Raw genomic sequence first — 24,908 nt, forward strand, 5'->3', positions numbered from 1 at the left:
GATTGGTCGTCGGAGCTTTCATCTCGCCCTACCGTTGAGCGAGATGAAAGATTTCCGACATAAAACTTGAGGTCAAAGTCTCCTCGCCCCGTTCTTACGGGGAGAGGTAAGGTGAGGGGCAGCACTACCTCGGAAAACTCAGGTGCATCCGTGATCCCCAAGCTCAATGCTTCAGCAGCACGTCGAAGCGGGGATTGATTTCGTCGAAGATCGGCAGCGAGGCGGCGCCGAGCACCACGGTATGATGCCCCACCGAGCCGGCCATCAGGCGGGGCAGGCTGCGGCCGCTGCGCGAGCCCACCGACATCGGCAGCGGCATGGCCTTTTCGATCAGGCTGGCCAGCACGCCGGCCGGCGCCAGCCCGCCGAGCAGGATGGTCTCCGGGTCCAGGGTCGATTCCAGGATGTTGACGGCGCCGGCAAGATAGGGTGCGGCCTCCGTCACCCAGCGCTCGACGGGGGCGGATAGCGCGCCGTCCAGTTCGGAAAGAGCAGGGGCGCCGGGCTGATCGGCGAGGAATTCCTGAGCCGCGCTCAAAGAGAGATAACGTTCCAGGCAGCCGCGATTGCCGCAGGGGCAGGGCTTGCCGTTCGGCGCCACGATCATGTGGCCGATCTCGCCGGCATTGAGCGAGGCCCCGCGCCAGGGCTGCCCGCCGAGGAAGACGCCGGCGCCGAGCCCCTCGTCCAGGAACAGGAAGACGAAGCTGTCGATCGCGCGGGCGACGCCATGCAGGCGTTCGCCGATCGCCGCCGCCATGGCGTCGTTTTCGATCTGCACGGGCTGTTCGAGGGCTTCGGCGATATGCTGCCTGGCATCGGGATCGTCCCATCCGGGCAGGGTTGTCGGACCGGCGGTGGTGATGGCGCCGACCCCGAAGCGCACCGGCAGGGCGACCCCGGCGCCGAGCAGGCGCGAGGCGGGAACGCCGGCTTCCTCGATCAGTTCGTCGGCGAGCTGCCGCAAGGCGGGCGCCGCACTGCGGGGCGAGGGGCGCTGGGCGGGGATCTCCCGGATCGCAACCGGCTTGCCGGTGAGGTCGACCAGGGCCGCGATGATGGCGCTGTGGTCGACATGGAAGCCGAGCGACCAGGCCCCCTCGGGATTGATGGCATAGGGAATGGAGGGCTGGCCCCGCCCTTCGCGCTTGGGCTCGCCAGCCAGGACAAAGCCGGCCTGCTCCAACTCCTCGACGATGTTGGAGATCGTCTGGTTGGTCAGGGCGGTTTCGCGGGCGATCTCGGCCCGCGAGACCGGCCCGAGCCGGCGTATGGTGTCGAGCACGACGCGCCGGTTATGGGAGCGGGTGAATTCGAGATTGGTCCCCGCAACGCTCCGGCTCGGTTGGGGTGTCCTGTCCGCCTCGCGTCTCGCCATGCCCGCCCACTCCCTAGATCAAAACGCGTTCGGATGGGAACGCAATTTTTGCTCTAACTCTTTGGTTCGACGCGCCTTTGCGATTCCAGCGGATCCGTCAAATCGCAAAACGCTTTCCGATTTCACTCGCGACTATGGCAGCATGTTTACATTCAAACAAATTGAGTTAATAATTTTTCCGGGTCGCAGAAAAGGATCGGGAGCCATCGAGAACTCTCCGCGCCCCTGAACCATGCAAGGCGGCTAAGGGCTGCCGATCGAATTGCAAGCGGGAGATGATTGCAATGTCTGGAATTCACAAATCGGTGCTGGCCGGGCTGGCGATGACGGCCCTGGCGGGATTGTCGCCGGCAGCGGCTGAGACTCTCAATGCCCTGTTCATGGCGCAGGCCGCCTATAGCGACGCCGACGTCAAGGCGATGACGGCGGCCTTCGAGAAGGAAAATCCCGGCGTTACCGTCAATGCCGAATTCGTGCCCTATGAAGCCCTCTACGACAAGATCGTGGCTTCCAAGGCCGCCGGTGGTGCCGGCTATGACGTGGTGCTCTACGACGTGATCTGGCCGGCCGCTTTCGCGCAGAACGGTGTCCTGGTCGATGTCACCGACCGGTTGAAGGATCTCGATCGCTCCAAGGTGTTCGATGGGGCCTGGGCCACGGTGAACTATGACGGCAAGACCTATGGCATGCCGTGGATCCTCGACACCAAATATCTGTTCTACAACACCGAGATCCTGCAGAAGGCCGGCATCACCGAGCCGCCCAAGACCTGGGATGAACTGGCCAAGGACGCCAAGATCATCAAGGACAAGGGCCTGGTGCAATATCCCATCGTCTGGAGCTGGTCGCAGGCCGAGGCGGTGATCTGCGATTACGTGACCCTGACCGCGGCCTATGGCGGCAAGTTCTTCGACGGGGACAAGCCGGTCTTCGACAAGGGCGGTTCGCTCGATGCCGTAACCTATATGGCCGACAGCCTCAAGAACGGCCTCTCCAACCCCAATTCCAAGGAATATCTGGAAGAGGACGTGCGGAAAGTGTTCTCGGCGGGGGATGCGGCCTTCGCGCTCAACTGGACCTATATGTATGCCAAGGCCAATGATCCGGCCGAAAGCAAGGTGGTCGGCAAGGTCGGGGTGGTGCCGGCGCCCGGCGTCGAAGGCAAGAGCACGGCTTCGGGCGTGAACGGCTCGATGGCGCTCGGCATCACGGCCGGCTCGACCAAGCAGGATCTTGCCTGGAAATATATCGCCTATCTCACCTCCAAGCCGGTGCAGGACCAGTATGCCAAGCTCAGCCTGCCGATCTGGAAGGCATCCTACACTGATCCCGCCGTCACCAAGGGCCAGGAGAGCCTGGTCAAGGCCGCCGACGTCTCCATCGGCCTGATGACGCCGCGACCGACGGTCGCCTCCTACCAGGAACTCTCGACCATCCTGCAGGCGCAGATCCAGAACGCACTCGCCGGCAAGGCTTCGCCCGCCGACGCGCTGGCGGCCGCGGTCAAGGATGCCGCGCGCATCCGGTGAGAGCTGGTGGGCCGGTCTTCAGACCGGCCTTCGCAGATTTGGGGGTTGAGCGAGATGATAGGCGCGTTTGAAGGTGGGACGTCTGTGCCTCCTCGCCCCGTTCTTACGGGGAGAGGATAGAGGTGAGGGGCTACACAAGCCTTTCCTTTTGCCTCCTGCGCTGCCCCTCATCCTTACCTCTAGTCAACTCAAGCGAGTTGACGACACCCCGTAAGAACGGGGCGAAGGGGCGGCTGATGTCGCGTTCTCCGTTCCTTCGCTACCAATTGTTCCACTGGAAGGAATCTGCCTGATGATGAGCGGCCGCGTCGGCATGCCCTCACCATGGCTTCTGCTCGGCCCGATGCTGGTCATCGTGTTTGCGGCAGTCGGCTATCCCATCCTGATGACCCTGTGGCTGGCCTTCACCGATACCCGCCTGATGGCGGGACCGGGAGCGGCGCATTTCATCGGGCTGGAAAACTTCGCCTTTGCCTTCAGCGATTCCGAATTCCTCGCCGCGGCAGGGCGGACGATCTATTTCACCGTCGTCTCGATCAGTGCCGAGGCGCTGCTCGGCATCGCGGTCGCCCTGCTGCTCAACGAGAAGTTCCGTGGCCGCACCTTCTGCCGGGCCCTGCTGGTGCTGCCCTGGGCCGTGCCCACCATCGTCAACGCCTTGATGTGGCGCCTGATCTACCAGCCCGATTTCGGCGTGCTCAATGCGGTGTTGACCCAGAGCGGGCTGATGGAAAGCTATCGCAGCTGGCTCGGCAGCGAAGGCAGCGCCATGAATGCGGTGATCGTCGCCGATGTCTGGAAGAACTATCCGCTGGTGGCGCTGATCGTGCTGGCCGCCCTGCAGTCGGCGCCCTTGGAACTCTACGGCGCCGCCACGCTCGACGGCGCCAATGCCTGGCAGCGCTTCAAGGCCGTCACCTGGCCGGTGATCGCGCCGCCCTTGCTGGTGGCGCTGGTGCTGCGCTCGATCGAGGCGCTGAAAGTCTTCGACATTTTCTATGTGATGACCCGGGGCGGGCCGGCGAGCTCGACCAAGACCATGAGCTTCTTCGTCTATGAGGAATCCTTCCGCTTCATGCGGGTGGGATCAGGCGCCTCCTACGCCCTCATCGTGGTGCTGATCTGCATGGTCTTCGTCGGCTTCTATGTCCGGCTGATGCGTCGGCAGGAGGCCTGATCATGCAAAGGAGCTCCATCGCAACTTTCCTCCTGTATTGCGGCGTCGCCCTGTTCCTGGTGGTGACGCTGGCGCCGGTGGCCTGGCTCGGCGTGATGAGCATCTCGCTGCCATCCGACCTCACCACCAAGCCCCTGTCGCTCATCCCGCACCAGGTCGACTTCAGCCGCTATGCCCGCCTGCTCACCTTCGAGGCCAACAGCCCGGGCGAGGCCTTCCTGATGGCGCTGCGCAACAGCCTGTTGAGCTCGCTCGGTGCGACGGCCCTGTCGCTGCTGGTGGCGGTGCCGGCGGGCTGGGCCTTTTCGCGCTACCGCAATCGCGGCGTCTCGGTGGTGCTCTACTCCATCCTCGCCACCTATATGACACCCGCCGTGGCGCTGATCCTGCCGCTCTATTTCCTGCTCTCGATGCTCGGGCTGCTCAACAATGTCCTGGGCCTGATCATCGTCTATTGCTCCATCCTGACGCCCTTCACCGCCTGGTTCATCAAATCCTCTTTCGACGCGGTGCCCGGCGAACTCGAAAGCGCGGCGGCGATCGACGGCGCCTCGACGCTGCAGACCCTGTGGTGGGTGACGCTGCCCTATGCCCGGGCCGGCGTCGCCACCGCGGCCCTGTTCGCCATCCTGCTGGCCTGGGACGAGTTCTTCTACGCCTTGCTCTTCACATCCAACCAGAACGCCAAGACCCTCACCGTCACCATCGCCGATTTCGCTGCCGGCCGCGCCACGGATTTCGGCCTGGTCTCGGCCGCGGGCCTGCTGACGGCGCTGCCGCCGGTCCTGATCGCCTTCATCCTGCAAAAATCACTGGTTGCCGGGCTCACCGCCGGCAGCGTCAAAGGTTGATATCATGAGCACAATCGTGCCGGGCACGGGCCTGGCGATGATCGAGGCCGAAATGGCCCGCCAACACGCCGATGCGCTGGCCTCCTTCCACGGCGCCGGGCCGATGGCGGCGCGGCTGGCGGACAGCATCCGCCGCACCGGGCGGCTGACGCTCGCCGCCATGGGTGGTTCGCACTGGGTCAACCGCGCGGCGGCCGTGCTCTATCGCCGGCTCGGCATCGAGGTCGAGACCGAGGTGGTCTCCGAACTCCTGATCACGCCGCAGCCCGACCGCGAGCGCACTGTGCTGCTGGTGTCCCAATCCGGCAATTCGGGCGAGATCGTCGCCTTTCTCGAGCGGCCCGCCGGCCGGCAGGAGCGCTTCGGCCTCACCCTCGACGCCGATAGCGCGCTCGGTCGCTGCGTGCCCGCCCTCGTCGGTGTCGGCGGCTCGGAAAAGGCCTTCGCCGCCACGCGCAGTCTCCTCGTCAGCCATGCGCTGCATCTGGCGGTGCTTGCGGCGCTGGGCCTGCCGCCGGAACGGGCGCTCGCCATGCTCGATGCCCCCGTCCGGCCCGACATCGGGGGGGCGCTATCAGCTCTCGCCGCCTGTACCTCCCTGATCCTCAGCGGCCGGGCGGAGCTGCAGGGCGTGGCCGAATCCGGGGCGCTCTGCGTGATGGAACTCGCCCGCCTGCCGGCCCTGGCTCTGGAGGGCGGCCAGCTGCGGCATGGCCCGATGGAGATGCTGTCGCCGGCGAGCGGTATCGTGCTGCTGCGCGCCGCCGGCCCTTCGGCCAGCCTCGCCCCCGGGCTTGCGGCGGCCTGCCGCGCGGCCGGATCGCCGGTGGTGGTGTTCGATCTCTCCGGCGAGGCCGACATCGCCGATGCCGTCACCGTCCGCCTGCCGCGCGAGGAGGGCATGGCGGCCATTTTCGCCGTGCTGCCGGCGCTGCAGGCCTTCCTGGTGACCTTCGCGGCCGGCCGGGTCGATCATGTCGGCGAGCCCCTGCGCTCGACCAAGGTGACGACGGAGCTATGAGGGAACCGCTGTTTCTGATCGGCAACGTCAATGTCGATCTCGTAATGGGCCCGCAGGCGCCCTGGCCGCAACCGGGCACGGAAGTGATCGTGCCCGAAAGCGAATTTCGGGTCGGTGGCGCCGCCGGCAACACGGCGCTGGCGCTCGATGCCCTCGGCATCGACTATCGGCTGATCACCAGCCGCGGCAACGACATGCTCGGCCGCTGGCTGGCCGAGCCGTTCGGGGCGCGGGCCGAGGGCTGGACGGTGGCCGAGGGGGCGACCACGGTTTCGGTCGGCATCGGACATCCCGACGGGGACCGCACCTTTTTTACCACCACCGGCCATCTGCATGCCTTCGGGCTCAAGGACGTGCTGGCGCAGCTCGACGAGGCAGGGCAGGGCTGCGTGGCCCTGCTGGCCGGTCCTTTCGTGATACCGGCCCTGCTTGCGGATTATGACGAGCTGATCGCCATCCTGCGCCGCCGGAACTATCGGGTGGCCCTCGATACGGGCTGGCCGGATGGCGGCTGGACGGATGGGGTGCGCGCGCGGGTGAACGCCTGGATCGGCCATTGCGAGCATGTCCTGATCAACGACATCGAGGCCAAGGGGCTCACGGGCGCCGATACGGTTGAATCAGCCGCCGGGAAGATCCTCCCGCTGATGCTCGCCGGTGCCAGCCTGGTGATCAAATGCGGCCCCAGGGGCGCCCTGGCCTGGCGCGGAAACGAGCATGTCGCCGTCGCGGCGCCGAAGGTCGACGTCGTCGACACCATCGGGGCCGGCGACACCTTCTCGGCCGGCTATTTCGCCAGCCTGGTCGAGAGCGAGGATCTGGAAAAGGCAGTGGCGAATGGCGTTGCGGTCGCCTCTCTGGCGGTCTCGACGCGGCCGCGGCGTTATCGGTGAGGACAGTGTTGCCACCCCTCATCCCCCTGCCGGGACCTTCTCCCGCACGGGGAGAAGGGGTTTTAGTGGGTTAGATCGAGCTTAACTGCCCGGTGCCGAGTACCGCATCCCAAGTCCAATAAGTCCCCTTCTCCCCTTGCGGGAGAAGGTGGAGGCAGCCGGATGAGGGGTGTTATCGCGCGCCCTCAGACATACCCCCGGCGCTTCACCTCGGCCCAGCTGTCGTCGAGCGTCTTCTTGGCGGCGGCGATCAGGGCGTCGACTTCCTCATGGCTGATCACCAGCGGCGGGGCGATGATCAGCGTGTCGCGGGTGGCGCGCATGACGAGGCCGTGCTGGAAGGAGAAGTCGCGGGCGATCAGGCCGACCGTGCCCGTCTCCACCGGCCAGGAAGCGCGGGTCTTCTTGTTCGGCGTCAGTTCCAGGGCGCCGATCAGGCCGACCATGCGGGCTTCGCCCACCATGGGATGGTCGCCCAGCGCCAGCCACTGCTTCTGCATATAGGGGCCGATATCGCTCTTCACGCGCTCGACGATCTTCTCTTCGCGCAGGATCTTGATGTTGGCGATCGCCGCCGCCGCGCAGGCCGGATGGCCCGAATAGGTGTAGCCGTGGTTGAAGTCGCCGGCATTGGCGATCACTTCGGCCACCTTTTCCGTCACCATCACGCCGCCGATCGGCAGGTAGCCGGAGGAGATGCCCTTGGCCATGGCCATGATGTCGGGCTGGACGCCGAAATATTCGCAGCCGAACCATTCGCCGGTGCGCCCGAAGCCGCAGATCACCTCGTCCGAGACCAGCAGGATGTCGCGCTCGCGGCAGATGCGCTGGATTTCCGGCCAATAGGTGGCGGGCGGGATCACCACGGCGCCGGCGCCCTGGATCGGCTCGGCGATGAAGGCGGCGATGGTGTCGGCGCCGAGCTCGTCGATGGTGCGCTCGAGTTCACGCGCCGCCCACAGGCCGAATTCCTCCGGGCTGCGGTCGCCGCCCTCGGCATACCAATAGGGCTGGGCGATATGGACGATGCCGGGGATCGGCAGGCCGCCCTGGGCGTGCATCGGCGTCATGCCGCCGAGCGAGGCGCCGCCGATGGTCGAGCCGTGATAGCCGTTCTTGCGGGCGATGATGGTCGATTTGCCGGGCTTGTCCTGGGCGGCCCAGTAATGGCGCACCATGCGGATGATGGTGTCGTTGGATTCCGAGCCCGAACCGGTGAAGAACACCCGGCTGAACTGCGGCGGCGTCACTTCGGCCAGCAGGCGAGACAGCTCGATCGCCGGCAGATGGGTGGTCTTGAAGAAGGTGTTGTAGAAGGGCAGCTCGCGCATCTGCTGCGCCACGACGTCGACGATTTCCTCACGACCATAGCCGATATTGACGTTCCACAGACCCGACATGCCGTCGATGATCTGGTTGCCATCCGAATCCCACAGGTGCACGCCCTTGGCCTTGACGATGACGCGCGCGCCCTCGGCGTTCAGGCCCTTGGTGTCGGTGAAGGGATGCAAATGATGCGCGGCATCGATCGCACGCAGTTCCGCTGTGGTGAGATTGGTCTGGTGCAAGGTCATGATGCGTGCTTTCCCGAAAAATGTGATCCCAATTTTGTGATCACAAATTACGGAAGTCAAGGGGGAAGCGTTGTTATAGGGATTGCGGAGGCGGACGGGACGTCCATAGGCGCTAGGATAAGGACTGGGGCGAGATGATCGACCTGGAGATGAGGCTTAGCGTTTGTGCCCCCTCGCCCCGTTTACGGGGAGAGGGTAAGGGTGAGGGGCTAAGCACTGGTTGGTTTTGTGGGTTCCGCGCTGCCCCTCATCCGTACCTTCTCCCCGTAAGAACGGGGCGAAGGGATGGCCGGTGTCGCGCCAGTTGCCTTGACCTGGTGTCTATGGACGTTTCGTCCGCTCTATCGTCCCACCAACGCGTCCCCAAATAACCGATCGAAAAGCCTCTACGCCCCTGCCAGGACGATCTCCGCCTCATGGTCTACCGGGAAATTGACCGAGCGGGCGATGAAGCACATCTCATGCGCCTTCTCGTGCAGATCATGCGCCTTCTGCAGGTCTGAGCCCGCTGCGACCACGATGTGCGGACGCAGGGTGACCTTCTCGAACTGGCCGGCACCGCCGGCCACTTCGACCATCACGCCCTCGGCCTCGTCCTCATAGGAGAGCACGTTCACGCCCATCTGCGAGCACAGGCCGAGATACCAGAGCTTGTGGCAGGCCGAGAGCGAGGCGACCAAGAGGTCCTCGGGGTTCCAGCGGGTGGCATCGCCGCGAAAGCTCGGATCGGACGACCCCTCGATGACAGGCTTGCCTTCGGCCAGGATCTGGTGGGCACGGCTATAGCCGCGATAGGTCGAGGTCCCCTCGCCCTCATTGCCGGTCCACACGATTGTGACCTTGTAGCGATGTTCGCGCCCAGCCATGCCTTCCTCCTCGTGTCGTTGCGTGGCGGGAGGATGCCCTGTTGACGGGCTGTGTCGCAAGGACGGGGAGCGGAATGTCAATCGCCTGCACCGGCAGGCCGCAGCGAACCGGCCAGGAAGTCGACCACGGCGCGCACCGCGGGCAATTGCCCGCGCCGGTGGGTCGTCAGCACCGTGGTGGTCACCTCGCCCGCCTGCCATTGCGGCAGTACGGGCACGACCAGGCCGCCGGCGACGGCTGCCGCGCTGATCGAGCGGGGCAGGGCCGTGATGCCGAGGCCGGTCTTGGCCGCTGCCAGCAGGGCGGTTGATTCGTCAGCGAAAAAACGAGCGCGCGGAATGACCTCGACCACGCGCTCGCCCGCCGTCAGCTTCCATGTCGGTGTCCTGGGCTGGGTGAGGAGGCCGTCATGGCCGGCAAGGTCTTCCGGCGCGGCCGGCATTCCCGCGGCGGCGAGATAGCCGGGCGCGGCGACCAGGCCGATCGTCTCGCGATGAATGGGGCGGGCCATCAGATCGGAATCGGCGAGCGGCCCGAAATGGCTCCGGAGCGCGATGTCGAAGCCTTCCTGGATGAGGTCGACGAAACGGTCGGTGACGTGGAGTTGGATCTGCAGCTTGGGTAGCGCCGCGGCAAGCCTGGGCAGCTGGCCGGCGAGGTGGAATTGTGCGGTGGGTACCGAGGCGGTGATGCGGACGATGCCGCTCGGCTCGGCCCGCCGGGCCAGCACGGCGCTTTCGGCCGCCTCGACCTCGATCATCGCCGCCCGCGCATGTTCGAACACCTCGCGGCCGGCGTCCGTCAGCACGAAGCTGCGGGAGGTACGGTTCAGGAGGCGGGCGCCGAGCCGCGCCTCCAACTCGGCCACGCGCTTGCTCACCGTCGATTTGGGGATGCCGAGCTGCCGGGCCGCAGCGGCAAAGCCGGCATGCTCGACAGCCTGGGCAAAGAGGATGAAGTCATTGAGGTTCGACATTCAAAGTCTCCAAATATGGACTTTAGATCCATAAATGGCAGTCTACAGCTCCAAAGTCCATGCCGGCATATTGTCATCATCAACCCACCAGGAGATATGACAATGGAACCGATCCTTTTCGCCGGCCATCCCGCCGGCAGTTCCCTCGGCCTCGTCGCCGCCTTCGAATGGCTCGGCAAGCCCTATCGCCTCACTCGTGTTCACATGCCCGACGACATGCTCACCGAGGCCTATGCCAGGGTGAACGGCCGCCAGGAAACGCCGGTGCTGATCCGAGAGGACGGCAGCGTGCTGACCGAGACGATGGCGATCGCCCGCTGGCTCGAACTGCGCGACGACGAGCGCCGCATCAGCTTCGAGCCCGGCAGTGCCGAGGCACATCGCATGCACCAGTTCATCGGCTTCCTGAACACCGGCTTCACCGGTGCCTTCACCCCGCTCTGGGTCGCTTTGGAAATGCAGGATGGCCGCGAGGACTACAAGCAGGCGTTGCGCCGTTTCGGCCGCGACCTTGTCGCCCGCCGCCATCATCAGCTCGAGGCGATGATCGGCTCCTCGCCCTACCTCGTCGGCGACAGGCCGAGCCTTGCCGATGCGGTCTTCGTCGGCGTCGCCCGTTGGGCCGAGTTCCACCAGGCGCTCGACCTCACGCCCTTCCCGAAGATCCAGGCGCTCAAGGCCAGGCTCGAGGCCGATCCGGCGGTGCGCTTCGCCCATGCCATCGAGGACGGCGTCCTTGCCAGCGGCAGCGGTGCCCTGCACGGCCTGTTGCCGCTGGAGGAGGTGTTGGACGGGGTAGCAGCGCCACTGGCGGCATAATCTTCCTGGGACCGCCGGCTTCCAGCCGGCTCTTAGACCAGTCGGCTCCTGGAAACATCGCGCCGACCGGAAGGAAGAGCCGGCTGGAAGCCGGCGGTCCCAGGGAACACTTCACATCGCGCGGGTGCCGTTCTTGTGGTAGCGGGCGAGCACGGCACGCAGGCGCGCTTCGGCGTCCGCATGGGGCGGCAGGCCGAAGCGCAGCCAGCGCGGATTGGCGGAGAAACGGCGCACCCAGATGCCGGCCTGGCCGAGTTGGCGGAACAGGGCCGGAGCATGCGCGGTCTGCAGCAGGCGATAGAGATCGGTGCCGCCGATCACCGCGCCGGCCTTGGTCAGATCCTCGTCGAGATTCTGGCGCGCCGTGCGCAGCGAGGTGCGCGTGCCGTTCTGCCAGAGGATGTCGGCGAGTGCGGCGCGGCCGATGGCGATGGCCTCGCCCGAAACCGCCCAGGCTCCCATCGCCTGGCGCAGCTTGCCGGTCAGCGAAGGCTCGGCCAGCACGAAGCCGAGCCGGATGCCGGCCAGGCCGAAGAATTTGCCGAAGGAGCGCAGCATGACCAGGCCCTGCGTGCCGGCCATGGGGGCCAGGCTCACCTGCGGCATCACATCCGCGAAGGCCTCGTCGACGATGAGGGCGCCGCCTCGGGCATATTTCTCGGCAGCGAGCGCCAGCAATTCCTCACGGCCGAAGAAATTGCCGTCGGGATTGTTCGGATTGACCAGGACGGCGATCTCGGAGCCGGCCAGTTCCTCGAAGCGGCGGGCCTCCCGTACGTGATGGCCGCCCAGCGCCCAGCTGCGGGCATGTTCGGCGTAGGTCGGGCTCAGCACGCTCACCGTGCCGGCGGCGAATAGATGCGGCAGCCACTGGATGGCGGCCTGCGTGCCCGGCGTCGCAACGACGCAGGCATCGAAGGGCACACCGTAGCATTGCGCCGCCACCGCCTCCAATTCGCGGGCCTCGTCGGGGGAGGGCAGCGCGGCCCAGGATTCAGCCGGAATCGCCGGGATCGGATAGGGCCAGGGATTGATGCCGGTGGAAAGATCGATCCAGGGCCCGGAAGCCTGCGGGAAGAGGCGACGTGCCTCGCCGAGATTGCCGCCATGCTCCACTGCGCTCATTCGCCTGCCACTCTTGTCTTGACGCCTGAAACCGGCGCGACCAATGTCGCGCCAAATTTATTCATTGGAGGGTATGGCCATGGTGGACGCTGCGATCAAGCTTCATGACGCCGGCGAAGCGATCAAAAAGGCTGGCGAAGCCTTCGACTGGTCGGATCCGCTCGATCTCGAATCACTATTGACGGAAGAAGAGCGGCTGGTCCGCGACACCGCCCGCGACTACGCGCAGGACAGGCTGATGCCGCGCGTGCTCAAGGCCTATCGCGACGAGGATTTCGATCGCGCCATCATGTCGGAGATGGGCGAGCTCGGCCTGCTCGGCGCCACGATTCCGGAAGCCTATGGCGGCGCCGGCCTCGGCCATGTCGCCTATGGCCTCGTCGCCCGCGAAGTGGAGCGGGTTGATTCGGGCTATCGCTCGGCCATGTCGGTGCAGTCGTCGCTGGTGATGCACCCGATCCATGCCTATGGCAGCGAGGAGCAGCGCAAGAAGTACCTGCCCAAGCTTGCCAGCGGCGAACTCGTCGGCTGTTTCGGCCTCACCGAGCCGGATGCCGGCTCCGATCCGGGCTCGATGAAGACCCGCGCGGTGAAAGTGGTCGGCGGCTTTGAGCTCAACGGCACCAAGATGTGGATCACCAATTCGCCGATCGCCGACATCGCCGTGGTCTGGGCCAAGCTGGACGACGTGATCCGCGGTTTCATCGTCGAGCGGGGTACCAAGGGTTTCTCCACGCCCAAGATCGAGGGCAAGCTTTCGCTGCGCGCTTCGATCACCGGCGAGATCGTGCTCGACGGCGCCGTGGTGCCGGAAGAAAACCTGCTGCCCAACGCCAAGGGCCTGTCCGGGCCGTTCGGCTGCCTCAACAAGGCGCGCTACGGCATTGCCTGGGGCGCCATGGGCGCCGCCGAATTCTGCTGGCACCGTGCCCGCCAGTACACGCTGGATCGCAAGCAGTTCGGCCGGCCGCTGGCGGCGACGCAGCTCGTGCAGAAGAAGCTCGCCGACATGCAGACCGAGATCGCGCTCGGCCTGCTCGGCGCGCTGCAACTCGGGCGCCTGCTCGATGCCCATACCGCCGCGCCGCCGGCGATCAGCCTGATGAAGCGCAACAATTGCGGCAAGGCGCTCGACATCGCCCGCGTCGCCCGCGACATGCATGGCGGCAACGGCATCGCCGACGAGTTCCACGTGCTGCGCGTGGCGCAGAACCTGGAGACGGTGAACACCTATGAGGGCACGCATGACGTGCACGCCCTCATCCTCGGCCGCGCCCAGACCGGCATCCAGGCCTTCTTCTGAGGATGAGCGTTCGGCGTTCTTGATATAGCGAAAAGAGCGCAATCCTTGTCATGCCCGGGCTTGTCCCGGGCATCCAGCATGCCGCGGGTGCTGGATTGCCGGGACAAGCCCGGCAATGACAAAGGTCGAGCCAGCTCGCCTGTTGATCTGCTACCCCTGTGGTGGCGATCGAAAGGTCGCACCCCGGTTTCCTGCGATACATCTTCCAATTTAATACAGCTTGGCCTCGGCTGCCGGGCGCGCTCTTATGCGCGCAACCAAGATCAGCATCCGAGGAAAAATCATGCGCCTGTGGCTGAAGGACCCGCTCGCCATTCTCGCCGAGGGCGCCGAGCGCGGCATTGTCGTCGAAGGCAGCCAGATCGTCGAGCTGGTGCCGGCCGGGCGCGAACCCGGTGCGCCCGTCGACAAGGTCTTCGATGCCTCGCGTCATGTCGTGCTGCCCGGCCTGGTCAACACCCACCACCATTTCTACCAGACGCTCACCCGGGCCCATCCAGACGCCTGCGACCAGCCGTTGTTTCCCTGGCTGAAGACGCTTTATCCGATCTGGTCGCGCCTCGATCCCGACAGCTTCCGCCTGTCGGTGCGCCTGGCGCTGGTCGAGCTCCTGATGTCCGGCTGCACCACGGCGGCCGACCATCACTATGTCTTCCCGAAAGGGCTGGAGAACGCCGTCGACATCGAGGTCGAGGAGGCCCGCAAGCTCGGCATCCGCATGACGGTGTCGCGCGGCTCGATGAACCTGTCGCAGAAGGATGGCGGCCTGCCACCCGATTCGGTGGTGCAGGACGAGGACACCATCCTGGCCGATTGCGAACGGGTGGCGGGCGCCTATCACGACACCAGGCCGGGCGCGATGACGCAAATCGCCTTCTCGCCCTGTTCGCCCTTCTCGGTGACCAAGGAGCTGATGCGCAAGACGGCCGACCTCGCCGAGCGCTTCGACTGCCGCCTGCATACCCATCTGGCCGAAACCCATGACGAGGACGATTTCTGCCTCGCCACCTACAAGTGCCGGCCGATCGAACTGCTGGACGAAGTGGGCTGGATGAGCCCGCGCACCTGGCTCGCCCACGGCATCCATTTCAGCGCCGACGACTGCACCACACTCGGTCGCCACGGAGTCGGCGTCTGCCATTGCCCGACCTCCAACGCTGTGCTCGCCTCCGGCTTCTGCCATACCGGCCTGCTCGAAAAGGCCGGTGCGCCAGTCGGCCTGGGTGTCGACGGCTCGGCTTCGAATGATTCCTCCAATCTGATGGAAGGCGTGCGCCACGCCTTGATGATCAACCGCCTCTCGCATGGCGCGGAGGCGGTATCCTGGCGCGATTGCCTGCGCTGGGCCAGCGAAGGCTCGGCCCGGTGCCTGGGCCGCGACGACATCGGCGCTGTCAGGGCGGGCCTGGAGGCGGATCTGGCGCTCTACACGCTCGACGAATTGCGCTTCTCCGGCGCTCATCATCCCATCGCCGCTTTGGTCCATTGCGGTGCCCATCGCGCCGACCGCGTGATGGTGGCGGGCCAGTGGCGGGTCGAGGACGGCCTGCCGGTGGGTGTGGACCTCGGCGCGCTGCGCGAGGCCCACGGCAGGGTGGCGGCGAAGTTTCTTTAGGTCTCCGGGTGCACGGGCATCTTGCCCGTTCTTTCCTGTCCTGCCAGCTTGACGGTGCAAGAATGGGCACGAAGCCCATGGACCCGGAGTGAAGCATGGAGGCGGAGCAAAACCGATCTCCTCTGAAACCGCGAGGCGAGTGGCATTCGCGCGGATTTCTCCCGCATTGGGAAGCTGGTGAAACCCCGCAGGCGCTCTTCTTCCGTCTGGCGGATTCCATGCCTCACCATATCCGCGAACGATGGGCGGAGGAATTGCAAACCCGGCCCGAAGCGATTCCGCCGGGCGAACGCAGAAGGCGCCTGGAAACCGTTCTGGATGCCGGCTTCGGCGAAGCCTTTCTGTGCCATGCCGCCATCGGCCCCATCATTGAGACCGCCCTGCTTCATTACGATGGCGATCGTTACAGGTTGCATGCCTGGTGCGTGATGCCGAACCATGTCCATGCTCTGATCACGCCGCTCAGCGGCCATGCGCTTTCGGTCATCGTGCACGGCTGGAAGTCCTACACCGCCAAGCAGATCAACAGGATCTTGGAGCGCACGGGCAAGGTGTGGTTTGAGGAATATTTCGATCGTAGGATCCGCAACGAGAAGCATTTCGAGGATTCCCGCCACTATATCGAGCAGAATCCGGTGAAGGCGGCACTTTGCGCGGAGCCGGCGCAATGGCGCTATTCGAGCGCTTCTTTTTCTGAACGCGCTCGGTGCTGAACGAGTGTCCTGCGCGCTCTGGTTTGGGGCTGCCGATCCTCGACCTGGGAAATCATAAGGGTTCAACTTTCTCCTTGAACCATTGAGCCTGTGGGATAGGAAGGGACGGGCAAGATGCCCGTGCACCCGGATTGCCATGCCCGATCTCCACGCTCCCCTGCGCCTCCGTCCCGACCCGAACGGCACGCCCGTCGAGTACCGGTGGATCCCCTTCGACCGTGCCGATCCGCGCTGGCACGAGCCCCTGGTCGACATGGCGACCGAGGGGTTGCTCACCGAAGCCTGGTATGCCCGCACCGATGGCGGCAATGCGCCCTATTTCATGCCGATCGCCGGCGCGGTGAAGACGGTGGCGGCCCGCGCCAGCGTTACGCGCCTGGTGCGCGAGGCCGATGCCGCCGTCTCCGGCCTGGGGCTGCGGCTCAAGGTGCTCGATGCCTACAGGCCGATCGAGACCCAGGCCGGCCTGTGGACCTTCTTCGAAAAGCAGGTGGCGGCCGAGCGTCCCGAGCTTTCCGCGGCCGAGCAGGAGGTGATCGTCCGCACCTTCGTCTCCGACCCGCGCCGCTTCAATCGCGAGGACGAGACCACCTGGCCGATCCATTCGACGGGCGGATCCGTCGACGTCGTGCTGGTGGATGCGGCCAGTGGCGCCGTGCTCGATCATGGCGCGGCCTTCGACGAAGCCCATGAGCGCTCCTATACCGACCATTATGAGCGCCTGCTGCAGCACGGCGAAATCGCTGCCGACGATGCGCGCCTGGTCAATCGCCGCATTCTGGTCAATGCGATGGTTAACGTGGGCTTTACCAACTACGCGTACGAATTCTGGCACTTCGATTGGGGAACGCAGGCCCACATCCTGACCCTGCAGGATGAAGGCCAGGCCGGCGCTCCCCAAGCTGCGTGGTATGGAACCACGGACCTGCCGGAAGGACTATGCTGATCCAATCGACTTTCTCCGCCAAGGGCGCTCCCCATGCCATCGTCTCGCTGGGCAAGCCGCTCGAAGCCGGGGCTCCGCATGTCATCTGGGCCCATGGCTGGGGCCAGGATCATCGGGCCTTCCAGGCCCTGGCGGTCTCCCTGGAACGGGCTGCCCATCACACGCTGATCGACTTTCCCGGCTTCGGCCAGAGCCCGGTGCCGCCTGAGACAGGCCATGGCGGCATCTGGGATACGGCTGACTACGCCGATGCCGTCGCCGAATGGCTTGGAACCCTGCCGCGCGGCAAACGCATCTGGGTGGGGCACTCCTTCGGCGGGCGCGTCGGCCTCCGGCTGGCGGCCCGTCATCCCGATGTCCTCGATGGTATGGTGCTGGTGGGCTCGCATGGCCTCAAGCCCATCCGCAGCCTGATGGCCCGGCTGAAGATCTTCTTGCGCGTGCGTACCTTCAAGGCCCTCAAGCTCCTCGAAAAGCTCGGCGTCGATGTGTCGGCCCGCAAGGCCAAGTATGGCTCGGCCGATTATCGCAATGCCGGCGGCATGCGCCCTGTTTTCGTCAAGGTGATCGGCGAGGACCAGAGCGAAGCCATCAAGGCCATCCGCATTCCCGTTCGCATCATCTGCGGCGCACTTGACGATCAGGCTCCGCCGGAGATGAGCGAACGCATGGGCCGGCTCATCCCGGGCGCCACCGTCAGCATCCTGCCGGGCCTCGACCATTACACCGTTCTGTCCGATGGCGGCCCCCAGATCGCCCATACGGTTGCCAAGCTGCTGGAAGGGCAGGGGTGAAGATGGTCGACGGACTGCCCTATTTTCGGCGCGAGACAAGAAACGCGCAAATAGCCTTCTCCACGCAGTGGGGAAGGTGGCCCGACGAAGTCGGGTCGGATGGGGTGCGGCCCGCCTTGGCGCCCTATCCTGATAGACCTTCCTGGCGGGCCACACCCCATCCGTCATTTCTGCGAAATGCCACCTTCCCCACTGCGTGGAGAAGGCTGTTTGTGCCCCTTTTTGATAGCTCGATCGCAGGGTGTCCTGATGCTTGAAACACTGGCCCCCGTGCTGAACTCGCCCTACCTCGCCGCCGCTTTGGTCCTTATCGGTTTCGTTCCCTTCGCCTGGAAGCGCTTCCTGACCTATCTGCATATCTTCCAGCAGGAGGAATATGACGGCCGGCGCTTCCTGCACTGGCTCTTCTACAACGTGGTTGTCGATACCAAGGCGAGCCTTGCCATCGTCCTCCTCTCGGTGATGGCCAAGCTCTACCCCTCGCCGGTGCTGGTGCTCGCGCTGTTCATCGCCGTGATCCTGCTGGTGGTGGCACGGCGGGAGCGCGATCCGCGCCAGACGGGCAAGAAGAAGCTGGCGATGACGCAGCGCGCCACCCGCATCCTGCGCGTCGCCTTCGCCCTGGTCCTGGTGATCGGCCTCGTCGGGGTCGGCTTCGGCGTGGCACCGGTCTGGGTCGTGCTGCTGATCCAGCTGATCCCCTTCGCCCTGGTCGCGGCAGTGATGATCCTGCAGCCCGGCGAGAACCGCATCCAGCAGGGCTTCTGGAACGAGGCGCATGAGAAACTCAAGCGCCTGTCGCCGGTTATCGTCGGCGTCACCGGCTCCTACGGCAAAACCTCGACCAAGCACATCCTCGGCCATCTGCTCGAAAGTGCCGGCTCGGCGCTGATCACGCCCGGCTCGGTCAACACGCCGATGGGCATTGCCCGCATCGTGCGCGAACGCCTGGAGCCCTATCACCGCCATTTCGTGGTGGAGATGGGCGCCTACGGACCAGGCTCGATCGAGCGCCTCTGCCGCCTCGCCCCGCCCGACATCGCGGTGGTGACGGCTGTCGGTGCGGCCCATTACGAGCGCTTCAAGTCGCTCGATACCGTGGCCAAGACCAAGTTTGAATTGCCGACGGCGGCGATCGCGCGGGGCGGCAAGGCGATCATCAACGATGCCGTGCTCGCCTTCAAGGATGCCCGCGACTTCACCGATGCGCACCGCTCCTCGATGGTGCTGGTCGGCAATGGCGAGGGCAGCGAGGCTCGCATCAACGCCGTCACCCAGGAAAAGGACGGGCTCAAGGTCTCGCTGACCTATCTCGGCAAGGACTACCAGCTCTCCGCCCCGCTCTACGGCCTGCATCACGGCAGCAACATGGCGATCGCCTTCGTCACGGCGCTCGCCATGGACATCGACGCCGAGACGGCCGAAATCGCCATGCGCTCGACGCCGCAGATCAGCCATCGCCTCGAGGTGAAACGCCAGGCCGACGGCACGGTCATCGTCGACGATGCCTATAATTCCAATCCGGCGGGCTTCGCCTCGGCCCTGGAGATCCTGCCCTTGCTGGTCTCGGGGGAAGGGCGGCGCATCCTGGTGACGCCGGGCATGGTCGAGCTTGGTGCCGCCCATGCCGAGGAGCATCGCAAGATCGGCACCAAGGCCGGTGACACCGTCGACATCCTGCTGGCCGTGGCGCCCGATCGCATCCGCGACCTCATCGATGCCTACAAGGCGGCGAAACCCGACGGCCAGGTGGTGGAATGCGCCAGCTTTGCCGCGGCGCAGGCCTGGATGGGCGCCAATCTCAAGGCCGGCGACGTGGTGCTGCTCGAAAATGACCTGCCCGACCTCTATGAGCGCCAGTTGCGGCTGTGATCGGCAATCGTAAAGATACGATTGGAGACCGCAGAGCCTTCATCGCCGCCAATACGCGCCCGCTGCCGGTGCCGCATGCGCCGGAAATCAGCCTTTATCTCGCCGACGAGGTCACGCCGCTCTGGTTGAAGACCGAGGAGGAACTCGGGGCGATGGGGCTGCCGCCACCCTTCTGGGCTTTCGCCTGGGCCGGCGGCCAGGCCCTGGCGCGCTATATCCTCGACCATCCAGACCATGTGGCCGGCCGCCGCGTGCTCGACTTCGCCTCTGGCTCCGGCCTGGTGGCTGTAGCAGCGATGAAGGCGGGAGCGGCGCAGGCCCTTGCCGCCGACATCGACGCGTTCGCCGTCGAGGCCATCCGGCTCAATGCCGAACTCAACGGCGTGGCGGTCGAGCCTTGCGGCGAGAATGTGCTCGGGCGCTTCGATCCGCCCGTCGATGTCGTTCTAGCGGGTGACATCTTCTACGACCGCGAGATTTCGGCCGAGGTCCTGACCTGGCTCAAGGGCTGGCGCGAACGCGGGGCCACCATCCTGGTGGGCGATCCCGGCCGGACCTACCTGCCCAGGGACGAACTCAGCCTGCTGGCGACCTATCAGGTGCCGGTTTCGCGTGACCTGGAGGACCTGGAGATCAAGAAGACCAGCGTATGGACGCTGAAAGCGTGAGCCGCCTGGACGTGGCTAGTCATCGGGAAACAATATCCTTTCGTAGTCCCGAGCTCCGTGGAGTACGTGCAAGATTTCCACATTGCTGACAGTGAGACGATAGAAAATCAGATAGTTGCCGTAAGGGCGGCGGCGAATACCCGCCTTTTCCTTGTTTGGTATGAGCGGATAAGCCTTCGGCATCGTGCCGAGCTGCAAGCATCGCTCATAAAGTTCGCCCAAGAAGCTGTCAGCTCGGGTCGGATTGTCATCGGCAATGGTTCGCCCGATCGCCAGCATGTCGTTCCAGGCCTGTTCGGTAACGACGACCTTCATTTGGTGGAATTGGCAGCGGGAAGATTCAACTTCTTGCGCAATTTCCGGAAGGCCTCATCCAGCGGCATGGTTCGCCCCGCTTCGGCATCTGCGATACCGCGCGCCAGGGCAGTGTCCAGAGCCTTCAGCTTCTCCTCATGATCCCGCTGCTTAAGGTAGCTCTCGCGGATCAGTGAGCGGACATATTCGCTGCTGGAGGCGAACGCCCCTCGGCGTACTTCTTCGCGGACGAACTGTTCAAGCTCGTCCGTCAATGTCAGCGTCATCTGTCCAGCCGGTTTCATCGGGGATCCTCGCTTGAAGGAAGTTGCAGTGTATCACACTGCTTTTCACTTCATCAACGCCAGCGAGAAAGGCTGAAATACGCGCGATCATCGCAGCTTTGCCAGCATCACCGGGGTCTTGTCGTCAGTCCCGGGCGCGCCTTTCAGGAAGGCGAGGGCATCTGTGATGCCTTTGAGGGAAGGCCTGTCCTTTTCCACGGGCGATAGAGGCGCGACCAGCTTTGTCCAATTCCGGATCGCGTCCAGATGGTCGAACCGGATACGCTCGCCGAGATTGGCCACGGATGGATAATCCTTGACGTATCTGGGATCCCGAGGCTTGCCGCTGCATTTGAAACCATCGGCGCGCATGCCGTCGGCATCGCATTTTTCCTCATATTCGTCGGGCAGGCCGATCATATGCACGAATTCGTGGATCGCGGGGCGCTGCCTGTAGGATTTGTTGTCCGCCTGCCGGGTGATGGGACCGAGGTCGTTGCTGAAAAGCGTCGTCCGGCCGACGATGTTGCCATGAGCATGCTCGACATTGCTGGTATAGAATTGGCCCTTGGGGACTTTGACGACGTCTATCGTCCAGTGATCCCCCGGCTCCCAGCTATACAATCCCGATCCGAAATGGAATTCGAGGCCGACGATGCGGCCAGTCGATGTCGTGGTCAGGGATTTCATATTGAATTTGTTCTGAATGTCGGCTTGCCACCGCGTCGCGAAACCGACCATTTCCTGCTGGCTGGTCCAGGTCTCGCTCTTGCCGGCAACAAAGCGAAAATACAGCTTCATGAAGCAGATCGTACGCGGGCCACCCAGCGTCTCGACAAAATAGATGTCGTAGAGGGGGCCTTTGACACCGACGGCCCACATCTGGGCATAGGTAGCGAGGCTGGCAGGAAGGGCGGTATTCGAAACGGCCTTGACCTGGTCGGCGAGGATCCCGGGCACCACTGTCGGCATGCGGCTCTTTCCATTCGGCTATCGGCCCTTTCGAGCCGGCAGGCAACGTTAGGTAACCCAACATACTATGCCTGATGGTCGTGCCGATATTCTCTCCGGTGCCCCGGGTCATCGCCCGCCCGAGGCTCAAGGTGCCGTCAAGGCCCGGGGACGCCGACCCGGATGAGGGCGGAAAAATCGGGGCTGTCGCCGGCGGCCTTGGCGCGCGTCTCGATCTGGCCGCGCTGGCGCAGCTCGCTGAGCGGCACTTGATGGCTCAGGGCGCCGATGTCGTAGAGATAGTCGGGCAGATAGCCGCTGACCAGCACGCGCCAGTCGACAGGCAGGTCGGGATCGAGTTTCTGGGCGAGGTGGAAGGGTACCGTGGTGCAATTGGTGGTCGCCGTGTTGTAAAAGCGCGGCCTGGCGGCGAGATCGTTGGCTTCCGAGAGGAGATAGAGGAACAGCTCCTTGGCCTGAGGCGGGCTGGTGCGCAGCCGGAAGAGCTGAACATCCTCGCCCCTGACATTGGAACGCACGCGAATGACGTCGCGCTCGTCGGCGGCGATCACCACGAGTTCGTTCTGCTTGAAGAAGCCGGATATCGCCGAATACACCTCGTTTTTCTGGCGTCTCACCTCCACGGAAAAGGCGAGGTGGCGCCCGTCGGCGAAGCCGAAGCTCAGTATGGTATGGGCGATGGCCGGGCCGGACCAATAGGAGGCGAACAGGTCTACGCTGGTGATGGTGTCGAGATCGTAGCTGCGGTCGTCCCAGTGCTCGGTAAAATCGTTGTCGGAGCGCCAGTCGAAATCGCGCACATTGTGGAGCCGGGCGGTGGAGCCCTCCACCGTGGCGGTAAACTGGCGCGCCACGTCATCAGCCCAATCACCCTTGCCGGTCGGCTGGATGGTGGACCACCAGATCAGCAGACCGGCAAAGGCGGCGACGAAGGGCAGGGTCAGACGCCAGCGCGCCGCGATCACGGCGGCCAGGGCGAGGAAGGCAAGAACGATCCATAGAGCGGGGAGGGCATAGCGGCCAAATTCCCCGAGTGGCAGGCGATACCACAGAGCCAGCGTGCCCCAGAGTGCGGCGAGCATGGCCGCCAGCACCAGCAGGAGGCGACCGGCGATGCTGAGCAGCCTGGTGATCATCGGGGCTTTCTCATCCCAGCTTCAGCTGCCCGCGCGCGATCTCGAACAGCATCACGCCGGTCGCCACCGCCAGATTGAGCGAATCGGCCTGGCCGCGCATCGGAATCTTGACGAGATGGCTGCAGGCCGCCGCCAGGTCGTCGGGCAGGCCCTGCTGCTCATTGCCCATCAGGAGGAGGCAGGGGCTGCCGGCATAGGTAACCTCGCGATAGTCATGTGTGCCGGACAGATGGGTGCCGATGACGAGGCCGTCGAAGCCCTTGCGCCAGGCGAGGAAGGCCTGCGGCGTTGCCGTCGCCAAGCGGACATTGAAGATCGAGCCCATGGTGGCCCTGACGGCCTCGATGCCGAAGGGATCGGTGGTGTCGCCGATCAGCACGATACCCTCGGCGCCGACCGCATCGGCGGTACGGATGATGGTGCCGAGATTGCCGGGATCGCGCACCCGGTCGAGCCCGATCCATATCTGATCGCGCGCGATCTTGACGCTGTCGACTTTTTCCAGGCGCTGCTCGAAGACGCCGATCACCGTCTGCGGATTGTCGCGGCGCGACAGCTTTTCCAGGATCTCGCCGGTAACCTCCAATACCTCTCCGCCGGCCTGACGGGTGGCGCGTACGGCGCGGGCCAGCATCGGCTTGTCCTCGCCAGAGCGGTGCACCAGGATGCGGATCGGCCAGCCGGCCTCGATGGCGTCGGCCACCAGCTTCAACCCTTCGGCGATGAACAGGCCGGCCTCCTGGCGGACCTTGCGCATCTCGAGCGCACGGATGTCCTTGATCAGGGGATTGGTCAGGCTGGTCACGACGCGGGAGACGGGCGCGACCGGCGCTGCGGGGCGCGGGCGTTGAAAGCGGGGCTTCATGCCAGCGTCCTTTCGAAGGGGGCCCTCATCCCCGGCCGGGCCACTCGCGAGCGCAGCGAGAGAGGGAGAGGGGAAGGGGATCCAGGGGCCGTGCACATTCCTTTTGGCCCCTGGATCCCCTTCCCTCGGCCTGCGGCCTCGCCGGGGATGACAGTCCGCTGCGAATTGGTAGGAGCTTTCGGCCTCATGCGGCGCTCCAGCGCGAATAGAGCGAGGTCGAAAGCAGGCGCCCCGAACCCTCCTCGGACACCACGAGTTCGCCGGAGGTGATGTCGCCGCCGAGTTCGCCGAACACCTCGCGGGTGAGTTCGTGCACGGCCACGAAGGAAGCGCGGATGGCATAGGCGGTGACGATCACGAAGGCCGGCTTGTCGGTGAGCACGGCCCGGCAGAGGTCCAGCATCTTGGGCAGGTCGCGGAAGAGGTCCCACACCTCGCCGCCGGGGCCGCGGCCATATTTGGGCGGATCGAGCAGCACGATGTCGTATTGCGAGCCGCGGCGCTGCTCGCGTGCGGTGAACTTCATGGCGTCGTCGACGATCCAGCGGATCGGGGCATCGGCGAGGCCCGCCAGGGCCTGGTTCTCGCGCGCGAAGCCGATCGACTTCTTGGAGGCGTCGACATGGGTGACCTGGGCGCCGTGCTTGGCCGCGAGCAGGGAGGCGACCCCGGTATAGCCGAACAGATTGAGCACCCGGGCGGGCCGCTTCAGGGCCTGAAGCGCCTCGATCATGTAGTCCCAATGCGGCGCCTGTTCGGGAAAGAAGCCGAGATGGCGGAAGGGCGTGAAGCGGCCGTGGAAGGCGACGCCGCGATAGGAGACGGGGAAGGTCTCGACCGGCCTGCCGGCGAATTTCCAGCGCCCGTCCGAGCCCTCGTCCTCGGCATTCATGCCCAGGAAGACGGCATCGGCCTTGTCCCAGGCCTCGGGCTTCAGGCGCAGGCCCATGGCCTGCGGCTCGGGACGGTCGACGAGGAGCTTGCCGAAGCGTTCGAGCTTGCGGCCTTCGCCGCAATCGACCAGGCGATAATCGGCGAAGCCGGGTGTCACCAGCAATTGCGGCAGGGTCTGGGTAACGGAATGTCGTAGGTCGGGCATGCGCGGACCAAACAGGAGTTTTTCGCGCGCGGCAAGTGCGTTCTTGCCGGGCCATGGGACCTAGCACTACTTTGGCAGATTCAAGGAGACGCTCCGCTGAAGCGGATGCGGCAGTTGGGACATCGATGGAAGGATTT

Annotated in this window: 24 protein-coding genes; 13 read left to right on the forward strand and 11 right to left on the reverse strand. The window is 65.0% G+C overall.

The window, feature by feature from the left end:
* Positions 1-163 precede the first annotated feature (163 nt).
* Positions 164-1,378 carry an ROK family transcriptional regulator gene (locus tag ABXS05_RS23930; protein ID WP_311943909.1) on the reverse strand — a complete coding sequence of 405 codons (1,215 nt, stop codon included), beginning with the start codon at positions 1,376-1,378 and terminating at the stop codon, positions 164-166.
* A gap of 284 nt (positions 1,379-1,662) precedes the next feature.
* Here ABXS05_RS23930 and ABXS05_RS23935 point away from each other — a divergent pair, with 284 nt between their 5' ends.
* From ABXS05_RS23935 to ABXS05_RS23955, 5 genes are all read left to right on the forward strand, one after another.
* Positions 1,663-2,907, forward strand: a complete 1,245-nt coding sequence (locus tag ABXS05_RS23935; protein ID WP_437178694.1) for an extracellular solute-binding protein — start codon at positions 1,663-1,665, stop codon at positions 2,905-2,907.
* Positions 2,908-3,202: 295 nt separating this feature from the next.
* Positions 3,203-4,084, forward strand: coding sequence for a carbohydrate ABC transporter permease (locus tag ABXS05_RS23940; protein ID WP_376717769.1), 882 nt, complete (start codon positions 3,203-3,205; stop codon positions 4,082-4,084).
* A complete protein-coding gene (locus ABXS05_RS23945; RefSeq protein WP_376717770.1) occupies positions 4,084-4,935 on the forward strand; it encodes a carbohydrate ABC transporter permease in 852 nt (283 codons plus the stop codon). Before ABXS05_RS23940 ends, ABXS05_RS23945 begins: the two co-directional genes overlap by 1 nt.
* Positions 4,936-4,939: 4 nt before the next feature.
* Positions 4,940-5,956, forward strand: coding sequence for an SIS domain-containing protein (locus ABXS05_RS23950; protein WP_367625611.1), 1,017 nt, complete (start codon positions 4,940-4,942; stop codon positions 5,954-5,956).
* A complete protein-coding gene (locus ABXS05_RS23955) occupies positions 5,953-6,849 on the forward strand; it encodes a carbohydrate kinase family protein (RefSeq protein WP_367625612.1) in 897 nt (298 codons plus the stop codon). The genes ABXS05_RS23950 and ABXS05_RS23955 overlap by 4 nt, the downstream gene beginning before the upstream one ends.
* 185 nt (positions 6,850-7,034) lie before the next feature.
* Here the strand turns inward: ABXS05_RS23955 and ABXS05_RS23960 are convergent, their stop codons facing one another.
* From ABXS05_RS23960 to ABXS05_RS23970, 3 genes are all read right to left on the reverse strand, one after another.
* Positions 7,035-8,423 carry an aspartate aminotransferase family protein gene (locus tag ABXS05_RS23960; RefSeq protein ID WP_367625613.1) on the reverse strand — a complete coding sequence of 463 codons (1,389 nt, stop codon included), beginning with the start codon at positions 8,421-8,423 and terminating at the stop codon, positions 7,035-7,037.
* A 386-nt stretch (positions 8,424-8,809) separates the two neighbouring features.
* Positions 8,810-9,289, reverse strand: coding sequence for an OsmC family protein (locus tag ABXS05_RS23965; RefSeq protein WP_367625614.1), 480 nt, complete (start codon positions 9,287-9,289; stop codon positions 8,810-8,812).
* A gap of 77 nt (positions 9,290-9,366) precedes the next feature.
* The gene (locus tag ABXS05_RS23970; protein WP_367625615.1) at positions 9,367-10,266 is read right to left on the reverse strand and encodes a LysR substrate-binding domain-containing protein; all 900 of its coding nucleotides are present in this window, start codon (positions 10,264-10,266) and stop codon (positions 9,367-9,369) included.
* Between the two features lie 102 nt (positions 10,267-10,368).
* Here ABXS05_RS23970 and ABXS05_RS23975 point away from each other — a divergent pair, with 102 nt between their 5' ends.
* Positions 10,369-11,085, forward strand: a complete 717-nt coding sequence (locus ABXS05_RS23975; protein ID WP_367625616.1) for a glutathione S-transferase family protein — start codon at positions 10,369-10,371, stop codon at positions 11,083-11,085.
* 111 nt (positions 11,086-11,196) lie between these two features.
* Here ABXS05_RS23975 and cobD read toward each other — a convergent pair whose 3' ends face one another.
* Positions 11,197-12,210, reverse strand: coding sequence for a threonine-phosphate decarboxylase CobD (cobD, locus tag ABXS05_RS23980; RefSeq protein WP_367625617.1), 1,014 nt, complete (start codon positions 12,208-12,210; stop codon positions 11,197-11,199).
* Between the two features lie 79 nt (positions 12,211-12,289).
* Between cobD and ABXS05_RS23985 the strand changes: the two genes are divergently transcribed.
* The 7 genes from ABXS05_RS23985 (at position 12,290) to ABXS05_RS24015 (ending at position 20,121) form a co-directional block, all read left to right on the forward strand.
* Positions 12,290-13,513, forward strand: a complete 1,224-nt coding sequence (locus tag ABXS05_RS23985) for an acyl-CoA dehydrogenase (protein WP_367625618.1) — start codon at positions 12,290-12,292, stop codon at positions 13,511-13,513.
* Between the two features lie 283 nt (positions 13,514-13,796).
* On the forward strand, positions 13,797-15,128 hold the full coding sequence (locus tag ABXS05_RS23990) for an 8-oxoguanine deaminase (protein WP_367625619.1): 1,332 nt from the start codon (positions 13,797-13,799) through the stop codon (positions 15,126-15,128).
* A 95-nt stretch (positions 15,129-15,223) separates the two neighbouring features.
* Positions 15,224-15,841 (forward strand): REP-associated tyrosine transposase, encoded by a 618-nt coding sequence (locus tag ABXS05_RS23995; protein WP_367625620.1) that lies wholly within the window; start codon positions 15,224-15,226, stop codon positions 15,839-15,841.
* 136 nt (positions 15,842-15,977) lie between these two features.
* Positions 15,978-16,787, forward strand: coding sequence for a M15 family metallopeptidase (locus tag ABXS05_RS24000; RefSeq protein ID WP_367625621.1), 810 nt, complete (start codon positions 15,978-15,980; stop codon positions 16,785-16,787).
* On the forward strand, positions 16,781-17,581 hold the full coding sequence (locus tag ABXS05_RS24005; protein WP_311944286.1) for an alpha/beta fold hydrolase: 801 nt from the start codon (positions 16,781-16,783) through the stop codon (positions 17,579-17,581). Before ABXS05_RS24000 ends, ABXS05_RS24005 begins: the two co-directional genes overlap by 7 nt.
* Positions 17,582-17,830: 249 nt before the next feature.
* Positions 17,831-19,453, forward strand: a complete 1,623-nt coding sequence (locus ABXS05_RS24010; protein WP_367625622.1) for a Mur ligase family protein — start codon at positions 17,831-17,833, stop codon at positions 19,451-19,453.
* The gene (locus tag ABXS05_RS24015) at positions 19,450-20,121 is read left to right on the forward strand and encodes a class I SAM-dependent methyltransferase (protein WP_367625623.1); all 672 of its coding nucleotides are present in this window, start codon (positions 19,450-19,452) and stop codon (positions 20,119-20,121) included. Before ABXS05_RS24010 ends, ABXS05_RS24015 begins: the two co-directional genes overlap by 4 nt.
* A 15-nt stretch (positions 20,122-20,136) precedes the next feature.
* On the opposite strand, the gene ABXS05_RS24020 is transcribed toward ABXS05_RS24015, so the two are convergent.
* The 6 genes from ABXS05_RS24020 to ABXS05_RS24045 all read right to left on the reverse strand — a co-directional run bounded on the left by ABXS05_RS24020 (position 20,137) and on the right by ABXS05_RS24045 (position 24,771).
* The gene (locus ABXS05_RS24020; protein WP_367625624.1) at positions 20,137-20,436 is read right to left on the reverse strand and encodes a type II toxin-antitoxin system RelE/ParE family toxin; all 300 of its coding nucleotides are present in this window, start codon (positions 20,434-20,436) and stop codon (positions 20,137-20,139) included.
* Positions 20,433-20,720, reverse strand: a complete 288-nt coding sequence (locus ABXS05_RS24025; RefSeq protein ID WP_311944281.1) for a type II toxin-antitoxin system ParD family antitoxin — start codon at positions 20,718-20,720, stop codon at positions 20,433-20,435. Before ABXS05_RS24025 ends, ABXS05_RS24020 begins: the two co-directional genes overlap by 4 nt.
* 87 nt (positions 20,721-20,807) lie before the next feature.
* Positions 20,808-21,671, reverse strand: a complete 864-nt coding sequence (locus tag ABXS05_RS24030; protein ID WP_367625625.1) for a hypothetical protein — start codon at positions 21,669-21,671, stop codon at positions 20,808-20,810.
* A gap of 137 nt (positions 21,672-21,808) precedes the next feature.
* Complete coding sequence (locus ABXS05_RS24035) at positions 21,809-22,807, reverse strand: Lnb N-terminal periplasmic domain-containing protein (protein ID WP_367625626.1); 999 nt, start codon at positions 22,805-22,807, stop codon at positions 21,809-21,811.
* Between the two features lie 10 nt (positions 22,808-22,817).
* Entirely contained in the window at positions 22,818-23,672 is an 855-nt protein-coding gene (locus tag ABXS05_RS24040) for a TrmH family RNA methyltransferase (protein WP_311944278.1), read from the reverse strand.
* 184 nt (positions 23,673-23,856) lie between these two features.
* Positions 23,857-24,771: a class I SAM-dependent methyltransferase gene (locus tag ABXS05_RS24045; protein WP_367625627.1), complete on the reverse strand. Its 915-nt coding sequence runs from the start codon at positions 24,769-24,771 to the stop codon at positions 23,857-23,859.
* Between the last annotated feature and the right edge of the window lie 137 nt (positions 24,772-24,908).

The organism is Labrys neptuniae (assembly GCF_040797145.1).
GTDB classification, from domain to species: domain Bacteria; phylum Pseudomonadota; class Alphaproteobacteria; order Rhizobiales; family Labraceae; genus Labrys; species Labrys neptuniae.